A 12,631-nucleotide genomic window follows, 5' to 3' on the forward strand; every position below is an offset into this window, starting at 1 on the left:
ACTGCAGCAAAAGGAGTTGTCATGCTGGTTCTCACACGGAAGTTGGGTGAAAGCATCGCTATCGATGATCATATCAAGATCAGAGTAGTACAAATCAAAGGGAAACAGGTTCGTCTTGGAATCGAAGCCCCTAAAGATACTAAAATCCATCGCGAAGAAGTTTACGCTGCGATCCAAGATCAAAATGTTCAGTCGGCTGATATTTCAGCTGATAAAACTCGGTCGGTCGCTAAGCTATTGAAGCCCTAGGGGCTTCTTAGAGGGATGTGCCGCTAAGCAGGCACTTTCCGCGTTGGTCGTCGTCAGCGTACAGGCGTACGCTTTCCTTCTCCCGCCTTGAAATTGCCTACTTATCGCCACATCAGTCTTGCGCTTTTTGGCTTCCGCTTTCGCGGGTCGCCCCCTTCGGGGATGATTTGGGAGAGGGTTGTTGCGCGTCAAATATGTTTAATTTTATTGAGTCTCCCTGGATTTAGGTCCAGATTTATAGGTGTACTTACCCTAATTATATCCTGGCGTGTCTAAGATATGGGTAAGTCCGCTTGTTTAGAGGGGGAATTGAATGATCATTTCAACATCGAGATTCGGCCAGGTTGAGCTGAAACAAGAAGATGTTCTGACTTTTCCAGAGGGGCTTTTGGGCTTCGCGGATCTAAGAAAGTTCGTTCTTCTCGATGATCCTAGTGATGAGATCTTCGCTTGGTTACAAAGCTGTGAGTCTGCGCAAATCGCGTTTCCAGTTCTTGAGCCCGAGTTGTTTGCTCCGGCTTACAAAGCGAACCTTACTAAAGGTGACATGGAAGCGATCAAATTGACGGCGAATGATAAGCCTCGTTTCTTCTCCATCGTAACTATCCCAGATGATCCAACTCAGATGACTGCGAACTTGAAAGCCCCAGTGGTGATCAATGTTGGTGAAAGAATTGCACGTCAGTGTGTTCTTCAGGATAACAACCTGGCGATTCGTGAACCGATCTTCGCTAAGTTGCAACAACGTGTTGTGCAAAATCCTGCAGTGGCGATCAAGAATCAATCCACTGGTATCGACGTTGCGACGAAACTTACTGTTATCAGAGACGCTGAACTTTAAGATTCCTTCAAAAGTATTACATGGAACAGGCTTCAATCGAACAGATTGAGGCCTTTTTTATTATTGTGCAGAAAGCCTTTTCTCCTCTGATAAGAGTGTTATCCTTATGTTCCTTACGGAGGAATTTTTCCAGATGAAGTTTTGGGGTTTACCGTTACTGCTTACATGCAGTCTCATTCAATCGGTGATGTTGCCAGCGATGGCATCTCCGGTGCCTCATATTTCCTTGTTCTGGGAAGTACAAAATTGGGAATCCGCTTTGGGAGTTGTCACTGCAGCTACTGGCAATGACAAATTCGAAAAAGGCAGCCGCGATATTTTCAATTCTCAAAAAATCGATCTGTCCCAGCCATTTGCCAAAGTTGAATTTGATGGAAATAAGATTCGCCTGGATGGTTTAAGTGAGCCCCTGATCATGGGCGAGACTGCCAAAGAATTTTCCTATCAAACGGTCAGCTTCGCTTACAACCCAAAAAAAAGCGTGCGCACTAATTTCGAAAACATGCGCAAGGCCTGGAAACAATTTCCGGAACTCAACTTTCCAGCAAATCTTTCGACACGAAAATTAGCCAGTGTCGATGCTCCAGTTTATGCGACACTGTTTACGTTGATTGGCGCTTCGGCTACTTTGGGTGATGCAGGAATACCTGTGGCGGGTTACTTTGGATTTAAGTGGTACAAGAGCTCGTCAGATCCGATTCTGCTGGAATGCTCGGTTGGGGAAATCGCGCAGGTAAAGGGCAAAGACCGCCTGGTGATTGATACTTTGCCATCGGGGCAACAGGTTTTCTTCAGTGAGTCCGGCGGGCAAAAAGGCATTCACGGCGAACTTGAAAAGATCACCTTGCGAGGCAAAGAAAGTTTCGCCATCACCAACGGCAACGAAGCATTCAACGAACTGCGAATTGCTGATGCGGTTGAGTTAAATAAAAAACTAATGGCGATGAAAACGATGTGTGCAAATCCCACGGAAGTGGAAAGCTTCAATCTGTCATCCCGCCGAATCCAGGAAGCGATCAACTCCGGCAAAGTGAAACTGGCATTCGAGCACAGAGCCTCTCCCTCAGTGACAGACCCCGACTCCGTCAGCGGCGTCCGCTAAAAAGGTGCCAGGTCCTAGTCCTGTAAACAGCGAGGCATAATTCGAGAAACGAAATTTTTGAATGCGATGCATTTCCAAAAGGTACGGCGTACGTTTTAGTGTTAGTTTTTTCGGATGAAATTGTTGTTTGGCATTTTTTCGGGCGTGGTTTTATTCACTTCATTTGCTCACTCTGCTGCAAGTATGTATCCGATGGGGCATCAAGAAGCTTTACTTGGTAATGCTGGTGTGGCGCTCCCGGCTTCTCCTGGGAATTCGATTTTCAATCCGGCAGGCTTGGCCTTCTATGAAACTAAAGGTCTTAATTTAACGGTCAGTGGAAATGCACTGGAACAGCAACGCTTTGAAATGAGTGGACTCGAGTCAGAGGACGCGACTTTTAATATTCGGCCTCTGTTGGCGAATTCTATTGTGCCAGTGGGACGGGGGTATGGATCTTTTTATCTGGCTTATCCAATGTCATTGAATATTCAGCAAGTTCAGAGCGCCCAATACTCTGGCTATGGGCTGCAAATGCGTTATTCACTGGATTATGATGTTATCCAGATGGGCTTGGCCTACGCGGGATTATTGCGTAAGGATTTTGGATGGGGCCTGGCTGTAAGTGCGAGTTACGCCAGCATGGTTGCGAACTCTTATTATTCGGTTACAAATATTTCTGGTGCCGTTACCAATTATCAGAATTCCAAAACCAAATATCTTCAGCCTTCCCTAAGGCCCGGAGTGCTTTGGGAAGTGAACTCCTGGTATAATGTGGGTTTAACGGCAGAGCTTCGTTTACCCCTGCTGATGGATGAAAACTTCGTGTTCAAATCAGCCACCGACTCAAGCACGCCTTCCACGGTAAATACGGAGAAAATTATTTATAAGTCTGAGACCGCTGCTTCATACTCATTGACGTTGGGTCAAAAGATTCAAGTTTCGAGCAATGACGTGCTTTTGGATGTGAACTTCAATGATTCGTATGATTATAAGGGTGAGGGCGGGAAAACCGAATCTTCACCTGAAGTTTGGATCTACAGCATAGGATGGACGCCTTCAGGTAAAACAAAATGGAAACCTGCCCTGGGCTTCGCTTTCGGCAACACAGGCACCTCAGAAAATCAGGTGTATACGGCTGGAGTGATTGTAAATGAACGCTCCAATGAGCTTGTCCTTGGAGCGTACTATCAAAAGAACAATCCAAAAGTAGCGAACACCACACCGAATTCTACGATTGGTCTGATGTTCTCCTCGAATGTGATTTACTAGTAAATTACGTTGGAAGAAAAAACCAAACCGATTCCGTCATATGGGGAGGCGTCGTCCCGTTTGGGTTTGTTTTTCTGGTAATAGACTCCAACCGCGCTTAGGTTTTGGCGGTTCTGAATCGTCAACCCGGCAGTGTAAAGGTAAGCGTCCGAGTGGCCTTGGTCGGAATAAGAAACGCCAGCCAAGGGTCTTAGGTTTTTATAATTGTTTCCGCGCCAGCCGAATCCGGCGTCTCTTAATTCATTCGTTGTTCTTGTAGCACCCAGGGAGTCCTTTTCTTCGTAGGAACTTGAATAAGTAATATCCAATAAAAATTCCTGCTCATAGACCTTCAGCATTTGTCCGACAGAAAGTTTATACGATGGAGTTGTGCCGGGATTATAAACCACAAGTGTTTCCGTCACATCCAGTGGCGTGTTGGAATCAGTCGTAGTGATATAAGAAAGTCCCTCGGCGAAGATATTCGGAAGCAGAAGTGAGATAGTGCCACCGATAGTATAAAAGTCAGTGGCCTCCCACAAAATCCCAGGAGTGATAATGGGCTGCAGGTTCTTCAGTCTTTCGTGATCGTACTCTGTGGTCGCAGTTGCAGTGTCATTCACATATTTATAGGCATTAACTTCCTGAAGGGTGTAACTGCCGCCAGCGGAAATGCCCCAACCCAGCTTTTCGTTGATCGGGTGAGCATAAGCCGCGCCCGCGTTGATGACGCTGGAGTTGATCGACAGACGCCTATGATCAATGGTTCCACCCGGAGAACCCATTTGGCTTTGCAGGATTTTGACGGCAATGGGATTTGAAACATACAAGGATCCATAGCCCTTGTTCAAGGGAACAATGATGTTTGCGATGGTGGGACGAATGTTACTTTGTTCATCGTCGGCCGCCATGCCATCCAGCTCAAAGCGCATTTGCTCCAGGGCATTTCCGCTGACGGTGACACTCAGACCATCTGTTTTCATGAAAGACAATCCCGCAGGATTAAAAAGCGAATTGCCTGAAGACGCCGGCAACGCCACACCCACGTTCGCCATCAATGCCTCTTCATGTCCAATCGGAAAAGGCATGGCCGCCGCCACTAGGGGAGTAAGTAAAACCAGAATGGTAAGTGCGAAGTTTCCAGTTTTCATCCCGAGCACTTATTAAGTGGTTTCAAGTTGCGGCAGTGACTTTTCGGTTTTAGCACCCAGGCGTTTTAGGTCTTCGACTTGGTCGATCAGGTTGCCGCGGCCGTCGGAAAGTTTTTTGGTGACTTCTTCGTGGGCTTTTTGGGCGGCACCTAGTTTTTCACCCAGGTTTTGGATGTCTTTCAAAAGATTCGCGAATTTTTCGTAAAGCAAGCCGCCGCGTTTTGCGATCTCAAGAGCATTTTTCTCCTGGCGATCCTGTTTCCATAAAGCAGCCACGGTTCTTAGAGTCGCCAGCAAAGTCGTTGGACTTACGATCGCGACGTTTCTTTCCCAGGCGTACTGGAATAGTTCTGGTTTAAGTTTAAATGCCAATGCGAACGCAGGCTCCAAAGGCATGAACAACATCACAAAATCCGGAGAGATCAGCTTGTCAGCCGCATGATACTTTTTCTCTGATAAGCCATCGATATGCTTTTTCAAAGACTCCACGTGGAATTTTCCAAAGCGTTCCTGGTCTTCCAAAGTTTCTGCAGAAGAGTACTGCTCGTACGCAACCAATGTCATTTTGGAATCCACGATCAAGTGCTTGCTGTCTGGAAGATTCACAACAACGTCTGGGCGCAGGATCTGGCCGTCTTCACCGCGTAAATCCATGTCAGTACCCTGGATGATGTATTCTTCGTTTTTGCGCAGGCCTGAACGCTCCAAAATGTTTTCCAAAATCAACTCGCCCCAGTTGCCTTGGGTTTTGACTTCGCCTTTTAGGGCCTTCGTCAAATTCTGAGTTTCCGTGGACATCACTTTGTTTAGCTCCATCATTTTCGTCAGCTCGCCACGCAGGATACCGCGCTCGGAACGTTCGGTTGCGTAAGATTCTTCAACCTTCTTTTCAAAGTCTTTGATGCGCTCTTTGAGGGGCTCAAGAACAGAGGAGATGTTTTTGTGATTTTGATCCGTAAACTTTGCGGACTTTTCCTCGAAAATCTTTTGCGCCATGTTTTCAAATTGAGTGTTCATGCGGGTCGCAAGTTCTTCCTGTTGTTTGCGAGCCTCACTCATGAGAGCCTTGGTTTCAGAGAGGTTCTGCGTCAGAAGTTCGTTCTTCATCTGCAAAGACTGAAGATCCGCCTGCATCTGGGCCTTTTCAGTCATAGCCTGAGCTTTGGATTTAAAATAAACCACAACACCAGATATTAAAGTGCCGATCAAAGCGCCTGCGACAAAAGCAATCACGGTTCCTAAGTTCATCTAAGTTCTCCCTCGAGTATCCAAGTCAGTTTTTGCCATAGAGAAGTCCTTTTGGTCACACGAAAAACAGTGTATGATGCGCCCTATGAGTCAATTTAAGAGTGTTATTTTAGCTTTCCGTCCTAAAACCCTGACAGCCGCCCTGGTTCCTTGCCTGGCTGCAACTGCTTTGGTGAAAGCCATCGGTCTTTCGTGGGATGGCGCGGTTTTATTTTATGCCTTGGCGGCATCTTTCCTAATCCAAATCGGCACAAATCTGGTGAATGATGCCGTGGACTTCAAAAAGGGTGCAGATACTGAAAAACGCATTGGTCCTCAGCGCATCACGCAGGCCGGAATTCTTTCCGCCAACCAAGTGATGATTCTGGGTTCACTTTGTTTTGCCTTGGCTATCGCTTGCGGCATTCCTTTGGTGATGAAGGGTGGAGTCGCCATCGTGATCATCGGTATCGCGTCGGTTTTGATGGGCTACTCTTATACGGCGGGACCGTTCCCTTTGGCCTATTTGGGTCTGGGTGATTTGTTTGTGATTTTGTTTTTCGGATTGCTTGCAGTGATGGGAATGGTTTTCCTGAATACGGGCGAGTGGATGATTGAGGCCTTTGTGTTAGGGTTGCAAATTGGTTTTCATGCAACGACTTTAATCGCAATCAACAATCTTCGTGATCGCGAAGGTGACCGCCTGGTGAACAAGAAAACCATGGCCGTTCGTTTTGGAGTCAAATTCTCTCGCTATGAAATTGCTGCGATGGCATTTCTGCCATTCGTACTAAACCTTTACTGGTGGTTTGAGGGTTATAAGATCCCTGCGATCGTTTCCCTGTTTGCACTTCCTTTGGCAGTGAAACTAACAAAAAATGTTTTTCAAACTGAGCCCGGTCCTGCTTATAATAAGTTTCTGGGACAAGCCGCCGGCTTGCATCTGTTGTTTGGACTTTTAATCACCTTAGGATTTGCGCATTGATTAAACTAAGTTACCACGAATACAACCTGAAGCCTTATTCCAATCTTAACGCCGTCAGTGCGGGCCTTCCGCGCAGTGGAGCGTTGATTAAAGTGGAATGGCCTCACGGCTTCGTTGGTTACGGTGATTTGCATCCTTGGCCTGAACTGGGTGATATGACTCTGGCTGATCAGCTCGCAGCCCTGAAAAAAGGGAAGATCACTCCGCAGATGGAGCAGACGATTTGGTTGGCGCGTAAAGATGCCGACCTTCGTAAAAAAGGTAAAACCATTCTTACCACTGGTGAAAAAGTTCGAAACAACTATCTGGTTTCAAATTACGCTGAAATTATTCCGGGATTTTTGGATGAGTTAAAACGCGCAAGCTTTTCCACGATCAAACTTAAAGTGGGCCGGGATCTTGCGGCTGAAGCCAATGCTGTGACTCGAATTGCAGCGGCTGGTTTTAAAATCCGTCTGGATTTCAACAGTGCCTGTTCCTGGCAGTCGTTTGAAAGATTCTTTAGCGGTCTTTCGCCGCAGGAAAAAGTCTGGATCGAGTACGTGGAAGATCCATTTCCATTTGATCCGGATGCGTGGATGGATGCCAAGAAGCTTGTGAAAATTGCGATGGACTCGGCCTATGAAAAAGTAGACTGGGACAAAATCACCAAAGCACCGTTTGATGTGCTGGTGATCAAGCCCGCGAAAATGGATGTCGATAAAGCCATCGAGCGCTGCAAAAAGTTTAATCTTAAAGCGACCGTAACCAGCTACATGGATCACCCGGTGGGATCACTGGGTGCCTTGGCAGTCGCGATGGAATGTAAAGAGCTATACCCCAATATCATGTTAGATGCCGGATGCATGACCTATCGCTCGTATCAAATGGATCAGTTCTCTGCTTCAATTAATACGACGGGGCCGTATTTCTCCAGCATCAAAGGCACAGGCATTGGCTTTGATCTGTTGTTGAAAGAGTTGCCATGGCAGAAACTCAACTAAAACTGAATTTAGCTTCTGAAGAGAATCTGATTTTACTTAATCCGCGTTGGCCTCAGGAAGACTTTCAGAAATTACAAATTCTGGCCGAGACCGCGCAGTCTGATCGCGGCTTAAAAGGCCACGTTTGGATCGCGACCTCAGGTTCGACCGCTTCTTCTGTCGGTGCCACCAAACTTGTGGCCCTCTCAAAGAAAGCCTTTATCGCTTCAGCGACCTCCGTAAACCAACACTTAGAAGCGACTGCAACCGACGTATGGACTCAGGTGCTACCGCACTTTCATGTCGGTGGTTTTGGTATTGAAGTTCGCGCGCTTCTAAGTGGAGCTCGTGTGGTTCCTGCCTTTAAAGATCAGAAATGGGACGTGGATTTCTTTTACGATGTTCTGGTTCGGGAAAAGTGCACATTGTCGGCTTTAGTTCCAACCCAGGTTTTCGATTTGGTGACGAAAGGTTATAAATCTCCTTCTTCGTTGCGTGCCATTGTTGTGGGCGGCGGAGGTCTTGAGCCCGCTCTTTATGATAAAGCGCGAGCTTTAGGCTGGCCTTTGTTGCCAAGCTACGGAATGACTGAGACAGCTTCACAGATTGCCACAGCCTCTTTGGATTCACTGAAAAGTTTCGAATATCCAGAGATAGAATTGCTGTCTCATGCAGAGGCGCGAACCAATTCAGATGGCTATTTGGAAGTCACTGCGCAGTCACTCTTCACCTGCTATGCCCAAAACACTGTTGAAGGCATCAGGCATTGGGATCCAAAGAAGGAAACCTGGTTCACGACCGAAGACCGTGGCGAAGTGGTGGGACGCACTTTGAAGGTTGCAGGGCGCAGTAAGGACTACATTAAGATCGGTGGCGAAGGGACGAATGTCGCCAGACTTCGGGCTTTGCTCGAGGAAGCGATCATGGACCTTAATCCCCAATGGGTCATGCAGGTGACTCTGTTGGATATGCCCTCTGAAAGATTAGGGTCTGAAATTCATCTGATTAGCACTTTGTCAGACGACGACAATCGAAAGATTGCCGAATCGTATAGTGCAAAAGTTTTGCCGTTTGAAAAAATAAGAAAGAGCCACACTGTAGCACTTATACCGCGCAGTGATTTAGGCAAGATTCTGTGGCAGCAGCTTAAGAATCTATTGTAGGAGTAAGCCATGATTCGCAAAGAAGATAATCCCTGGAGTGATGCCCTTGTTATGATCTGCACCAAGTGTGGCAAGTCTATTTCAGGCATGAAGGAAGCGAATGTCGCTGACAACCTTAAGATGTATTATAAGAAAAGTCTGAAAGACAGCGGCGACGGGAAGAAAATCCGCGTGGTGACTTCAAGCTGTCTGGATATTTGCATTGATGAATTCCAGGCGATCACGATTGCCAGCAATGACAAGACAGAAAGCTTCATCATGCATCCCGAAAAAGATCGGGACGCATTCCTGGAAATGTTAAAGAAAAAAGTCTAAGGCGCTGGAAGATTAAAGTAGAAGAAGAACGGTTGAGAGTTAAATAACGCTCCCGATGTCGTCAGATTCATGTTCAGCATCGTGTCTGTAAAGGCACTGTTGACCTTCATATAGAATTTGTATTCGTTTGTAGTATACGGCATAACCGTAAACATCGTGTTTTCCTGATAAGCCGTAGAGCAGGCTGAGTCAGTGTAAAGCTGAACATTGCCCAAAGCGCCTGAAGAAATCGTATAGAATGACAGCTGCACCGGACCGTTTGCAGGGATCGGCAGGCCCGTGCTATCGAGATAAGTCAGCATCACATAAGAGCATGTATCGCGCAGTGGAGAATTCGTAACTGCCATGTTAAGGGTATAGTTTGTGGCATCGACACTGACGGACACAGAATAAGTAACCGCCGTTAGAGAATTCGGTGACATCGTTATTTGTGTCGCTGAATTCTGACCTGCAGACGATTTTACATAGAACTTTTTAGTCAACTCTCCTTGAGAAACCACAAGAGTGCTTACTGGAGAAGTACAATATTCATCGGCATAGAATTGTACACCTGCCACTGTATTTGAGCTCGCAAAGCTGATGTCATAGTCTTTGTCGGCAGGAACTGAAGCCCAGTTGCTGTTCGCCATGTTAATAGAGTAAGCGTAGCATTGACTGCGACTGATGCTTTGTGGGCCGCCGAAGTTCATTTTGGTAACGACGTTAATACTGGAAAGATCCACTCGAACAACATAGGAAGGAGTATCGTAATTGCTGTCAGAAACGGTGTAATTAAGATCGATCTTTACGTGGTTGGTCGTTGCCGTTCCAGAGTAAGCATACTTCACGTAGGTTTTAACTGTTGAAATGGCAGACGCGAATAAAACCGAAGTAGTTTTTGAGCTTGTATTACAATCGCTTTCGGTAAAGAACTCCAGTTTCGAGTCTGAAGGAGCCATATTTACAGTAAGAGGAGAGGACTCATACGCCGAAGTTTTATAGTAATTCATGCGCTGTAAAGTGAGGGGCTGACAAATATTCTTATAGATGGTGCCAGGCACATCCGTAAGAGCAATAAAGCGACGGCTTGAACCGGGATCACGCAAAGTCACAGTTGTCGCTGTAGCAGCCTGAAGGCCACCGCTGACAACCACTGGCGTAAACCCAATAGGGGTGTCCGCCGGGGAAGAAGGCATGCGGGCATAGAAAGTAACCATGCCAAGTTTGGCTGGAAGTGAAAGCGTTGATACTGCAGAGACAGCAGAGGCGCAGTCGCTGCTTGTTTGATAATAAGTTATGCCAGCACCAAGGGAGTTTTGAACTGAAAAGGAAACCGCTGTCGTATTTGAAGTTTCATTTCCTGCTGCATCCAGCACATAAGCATTAAACATTTCACACTGACCAGCTCCACCAAATTCATTCGGAAAAACCTTACGTAAAGCCAAGTGAGTTGCAACGGAGTTGCCACTGCCTGGAGGACGATTATTGATAATCGCCAGAGTGCGAGTTTCCCCAAACCAGGTTTCACCTTTGATCAGGATTTGCTCAACATCATCGTTATCATCCGTCGTATCGATACCCCAAATGCTTAACAAATCTGCTGAAGTAAGAAAGATATCAAAAACACCGTCGGAACAATCGCTGTCATTGATTATACTTCCAAGCGAAGTGCCGGAAATATTTGGGCTCGCAGGAGGCGAGTGGAAAGAGTTTTCATCAAAACCAATAAGAACAGGTCCCACGCGAGTATCGCAGGAACCAACCAAGCGCACATATCCTTGCAGTTCCATGTCCTGATCGAAAGGACTTGAACTGGACAAAACCGGTGCCGCAAGCTTGCGACCCAAGGTTGAAACTGCAACCTCCGGATCTTTACATCCAGATAGTAAGGCTGCCGAAAGCATTATAAGTAGTAGTGATTTTCCACTTACGTTCATCATGAATTACTCTTCGACGGCCTAACCGAATGTCTTAAGACTTAGATTGAGAAACTTTCAGATTGTAAGGAACTTGCAAGAACCGCGTTCCGTTTTGAGACAAGTTTATGAGTGAGTCCCAGGGTGAGCGATTCATTCAACGACATCATTCATTCGTTCCAATACGGCGCGGTTAAGAGAAAATAACCGCGTGTTTAGTTCGCGAGTGTTTTATACTGAAGACATGGATTTAAGATACCTGCTTTTGATGATCCCATTTCTATCGGGCTGTCTAACGAACTGTCCATATCCGAAATGCGGGAAAACCTGGATTCTTACAGGAGTAGTCAGTGATTCCTTGGGAAATCCAGTCTCAGGAGTGCAGGTCGATTTTGTCTCTCATTATGGTGATCAGGAACCAATCACGGTTACGGATGCAAACGGGGAGTACCATCACATCCCTGGGCCATCGCAACGAATGGGGGACGCGTACCTGGTTTTTTCCAAAACAGGTTTTCAGTCTTCAAGTTCAACGGCATTAAATGAATACGATGCTACTTGTGGAGAATCGACTTTGGTTCGCAACGCCGTTTTGTCTCCGTAAGCTTAAGGGAAAAATTATTTTCCCCAGCCCTTTTCGCTTTCGATTTGTTCGCGAAGTTGACGTTCAATGGATTCGGCTGGAACTAATTTTCCGCGGCCGACGCCAGGGCAGAAGGCTTTAACATCTTTTGCCCAGGATTTTGCATTCATCACTTCAGGCCAGAACGGCCAAGTACGGCATTGAGTGGGGCGCGCTTCGTAAACTCCGCAGCCTTTGCCTTTTAAAAACATGCAGTCCGTATTTTTTGGATCTTCTTTCAAATGCCAGATGCCGCCGGTTTTTTCGCAGTAACGACGAGTGAAAGCGGAAGTACTGATTTTCAAGTGCTTGGCGAAACGCTGGCGGTCTTCAAGATTCAAATATACGAAACCGTACTCGCCATGGGATGTACAGCATTTACCCGAACCCGTGCATTCAAAACGCACGCCTTCGCGCCACCATTCTTTACCTGTAAATTTAAACTCTTCCATTAGTTTTGCTCCAAGTAAGGTTCCAGACGTGACTTCATCACGGCCGGAATTGCTGCTTTCTGTTTGCTTTTCATATCCAAAACGGAATGAACCATCGTGACCACTGCGTGAGTTTTATCACCCTGAGTGAACACGTACTTCATTTTGAATGAAGTTTCACCAAAACTTGCGACTGAAACTGTGATGTCGTAGGTTTCGCCCGGAAAAAAAGGCGCCAGATAGTTCGCTTCAGAATGACGAAGTGGAATCGCATGGTCGGAACCGTGAAAATACTCTTTCCAGGTGTATCCGGCATCCACGATGAATTGCTCAAAGGCGTCGTGGGCAAACCCGTAAATATTCCCAAAAAACATGATTTTAGCGGGGTCCGCTTCCCTGAAAGTCAGGGTCTTTTTCGTTCGGAAGGTTTTATTCATAATGACTGGAACTTTAAGGCT

The 12,631-nt window shown here is 46.5% G+C and carries 14 protein-coding genes; 9 read left to right on the top strand and 5 right to left on the bottom strand.

The window, feature by feature from the left end; translation table 11 throughout:
* Positions 1-21 precede the first annotated feature (21 nt).
* The 4 genes from csrA to ACLWNV_RS02300 all read left to right on the top strand — a co-directional run bounded on the left by csrA (position 22) and on the right by ACLWNV_RS02300 (position 3,443).
* Positions 22-249, top strand: coding sequence for a carbon storage regulator CsrA (gene csrA, locus ACLWNV_RS02285; RefSeq protein WP_413586288.1), 228 nt, complete (start codon positions 22-24; stop codon positions 247-249).
* A 313-nt stretch (positions 250-562) separates the two neighbouring features.
* Positions 563-1,090, top strand: a complete 528-nt coding sequence (gene fliW, locus ACLWNV_RS02290) for a flagellar assembly protein FliW (RefSeq protein WP_413586289.1) — start codon at positions 563-565, stop codon at positions 1,088-1,090.
* A gap of 133 nt (positions 1,091-1,223) precedes the next feature.
* Positions 1,224-2,192 carry a hypothetical protein gene (locus ACLWNV_RS02295; RefSeq protein WP_413586290.1) on the top strand — a complete coding sequence of 323 codons (969 nt, stop codon included), beginning with the start codon at positions 1,224-1,226 and terminating at the stop codon, positions 2,190-2,192.
* A 114-nt stretch (positions 2,193-2,306) separates the two neighbouring features.
* Positions 2,307-3,443 (top strand): hypothetical protein, encoded by a 1,137-nt coding sequence (locus ACLWNV_RS02300; RefSeq protein ID WP_413586291.1) that lies wholly within the window; start codon positions 2,307-2,309, stop codon positions 3,441-3,443.
* On the opposite strand, the gene ACLWNV_RS02305 is transcribed toward ACLWNV_RS02300, so the two are convergent.
* Together ACLWNV_RS02305 and ACLWNV_RS02310 are read right to left on the bottom strand one after the other, a co-directional pair.
* Positions 3,440-4,573 carry a hypothetical protein gene (locus ACLWNV_RS02305; RefSeq protein WP_413586292.1) on the bottom strand — a complete coding sequence of 378 codons (1,134 nt, stop codon included), beginning with the start codon at positions 4,571-4,573 and terminating at the stop codon, positions 3,440-3,442. The genes ACLWNV_RS02300 and ACLWNV_RS02305 overlap by 4 nt on opposite strands.
* Positions 4,574-4,585: 12 nt before the next feature.
* Positions 4,586-5,821 (bottom strand): DNA recombination protein RmuC, encoded by a 1,236-nt coding sequence (locus ACLWNV_RS02310; protein WP_413586293.1) that lies wholly within the window; start codon positions 5,819-5,821, stop codon positions 4,586-4,588.
* 85 nt (positions 5,822-5,906) lie between these two features.
* Here ACLWNV_RS02310 and menA point away from each other — a divergent pair, with 85 nt between their 5' ends.
* The 4 genes from menA to ACLWNV_RS02330 are packed head-to-tail and all read left to right on the top strand — an operon-like array spanning position 5,907 to position 9,225.
* Positions 5,907-6,785: a 1,4-dihydroxy-2-naphthoate octaprenyltransferase gene (gene menA, locus ACLWNV_RS02315; RefSeq protein ID WP_413586294.1), complete on the top strand. Its 879-nt coding sequence runs from the start codon at positions 5,907-5,909 to the stop codon at positions 6,783-6,785.
* Positions 6,782-7,768: an o-succinylbenzoate synthase MenC gene (gene menC, locus ACLWNV_RS02320; protein WP_413586295.1), complete on the top strand. Its 987-nt coding sequence runs from the start codon at positions 6,782-6,784 to the stop codon at positions 7,766-7,768. Before menA ends, menC begins: the two co-directional genes overlap by 4 nt.
* Positions 7,750-8,910, top strand: coding sequence for an AMP-binding protein (locus ACLWNV_RS02325; protein WP_413586296.1), 1,161 nt, complete (start codon positions 7,750-7,752; stop codon positions 8,908-8,910). Before menC ends, ACLWNV_RS02325 begins: the two co-directional genes overlap by 19 nt.
* Positions 8,911-8,919: 9 nt before the next feature.
* Positions 8,920-9,225 (top strand): (2Fe-2S) ferredoxin domain-containing protein, encoded by a 306-nt coding sequence (locus ACLWNV_RS02330; RefSeq protein WP_413586297.1) that lies wholly within the window; start codon positions 8,920-8,922, stop codon positions 9,223-9,225.
* On the opposite strand, the gene ACLWNV_RS02335 is transcribed toward ACLWNV_RS02330, so the two are convergent.
* Positions 9,222-11,144: a hypothetical protein gene (locus ACLWNV_RS02335; RefSeq protein WP_413586298.1), complete on the bottom strand. Its 1,923-nt coding sequence runs from the start codon at positions 11,142-11,144 to the stop codon at positions 9,222-9,224. The genes ACLWNV_RS02330 and ACLWNV_RS02335 overlap by 4 nt on opposite strands.
* Positions 11,145-11,331: 187 nt before the next feature.
* Here ACLWNV_RS02335 and ACLWNV_RS02340 point away from each other — a divergent pair, with 187 nt between their 5' ends.
* Positions 11,332-11,724, top strand: coding sequence for a carboxypeptidase-like regulatory domain-containing protein (locus tag ACLWNV_RS02340; protein WP_413586299.1), 393 nt, complete (start codon positions 11,332-11,334; stop codon positions 11,722-11,724).
* Positions 11,725-11,738: 14 nt separating this feature from the next.
* Here the strand turns inward: ACLWNV_RS02340 and ACLWNV_RS02345 are convergent, their stop codons facing one another.
* Both ACLWNV_RS02345 and ACLWNV_RS02350 read right to left on the bottom strand, forming a co-directional pair.
* Entirely contained in the window at positions 11,739-12,194 is a 456-nt protein-coding gene (locus ACLWNV_RS02345) for a YkgJ family cysteine cluster protein (protein WP_413586300.1), read from the bottom strand.
* Complete coding sequence (locus ACLWNV_RS02350) at positions 12,194-12,610, bottom strand: acyl-CoA thioesterase (protein ID WP_413586301.1); 417 nt, start codon at positions 12,608-12,610, stop codon at positions 12,194-12,196. Before ACLWNV_RS02350 ends, ACLWNV_RS02345 begins: the two co-directional genes overlap by 1 nt.
* Positions 12,611-12,631: the final 21 nt, after the last annotated feature.

Origin of the sequence: Bdellovibrio sp. HCB274, assembly GCF_047306075.1 — a bacterium.
Classification (GTDB): Bacteria; Bdellovibrionota; Bdellovibrionia; order Bdellovibrionales; family Bdellovibrionaceae; genus Bdellovibrio.

Bases quoted from the DNA above. Each gene is read 5' to 3' on its own strand.
- ACLWNV_RS02310 (WP_413586293.1), bottom strand. From the start codon at position 5,821: ATGAACTTAGGAACCGTGATTGCTTTTGTCGCAGGCGCTTTGATCGGC.
- csrA (WP_413586288.1), top strand. From the start codon at position 22: ATGCTGGTTCTCACACGGAAGTTGGGTGAAAGCATCGCTATCGATGAT.
- ACLWNV_RS02335 (WP_413586298.1), bottom strand. From the start codon at position 11,144: ATGATGAACGTAAGTGGAAAATCACTACTACTTATAATGCTTTCGGCA.
- ACLWNV_RS02305 (WP_413586292.1), bottom strand. From the start codon at position 4,573: ATGAAAACTGGAAACTTCGCACTTACCATTCTGGTTTTACTTACTCCC.
- ACLWNV_RS02350 (WP_413586301.1), bottom strand. From the start codon at position 12,610: ATGAATAAAACCTTCCGAACGAAAAAGACCCTGACTTTCAGGGAAGCG.
- ACLWNV_RS02295 (WP_413586290.1), top strand. From the start codon at position 1,224: ATGAAGTTTTGGGGTTTACCGTTACTGCTTACATGCAGTCTCATTCAA.
- ACLWNV_RS02330 (WP_413586297.1), top strand. From the start codon at position 8,920: ATGATTCGCAAAGAAGATAATCCCTGGAGTGATGCCCTTGTTATGATC.
- fliW (WP_413586289.1), top strand. From the start codon at position 563: ATGATCATTTCAACATCGAGATTCGGCCAGGTTGAGCTGAAACAAGAA.
- menA (WP_413586294.1), top strand. From the start codon at position 5,907: ATGAGTCAATTTAAGAGTGTTATTTTAGCTTTCCGTCCTAAAACCCTG.
- ACLWNV_RS02325 (WP_413586296.1), top strand. From the start codon at position 7,750: ATGGCAGAAACTCAACTAAAACTGAATTTAGCTTCTGAAGAGAATCTG.
- ACLWNV_RS02345 (WP_413586300.1), bottom strand. From the start codon at position 12,194: ATGGAAGAGTTTAAATTTACAGGTAAAGAATGGTGGCGCGAAGGCGTG.
- ACLWNV_RS02300 (WP_413586291.1), top strand. From the start codon at position 2,307: ATGAAATTGTTGTTTGGCATTTTTTCGGGCGTGGTTTTATTCACTTCA.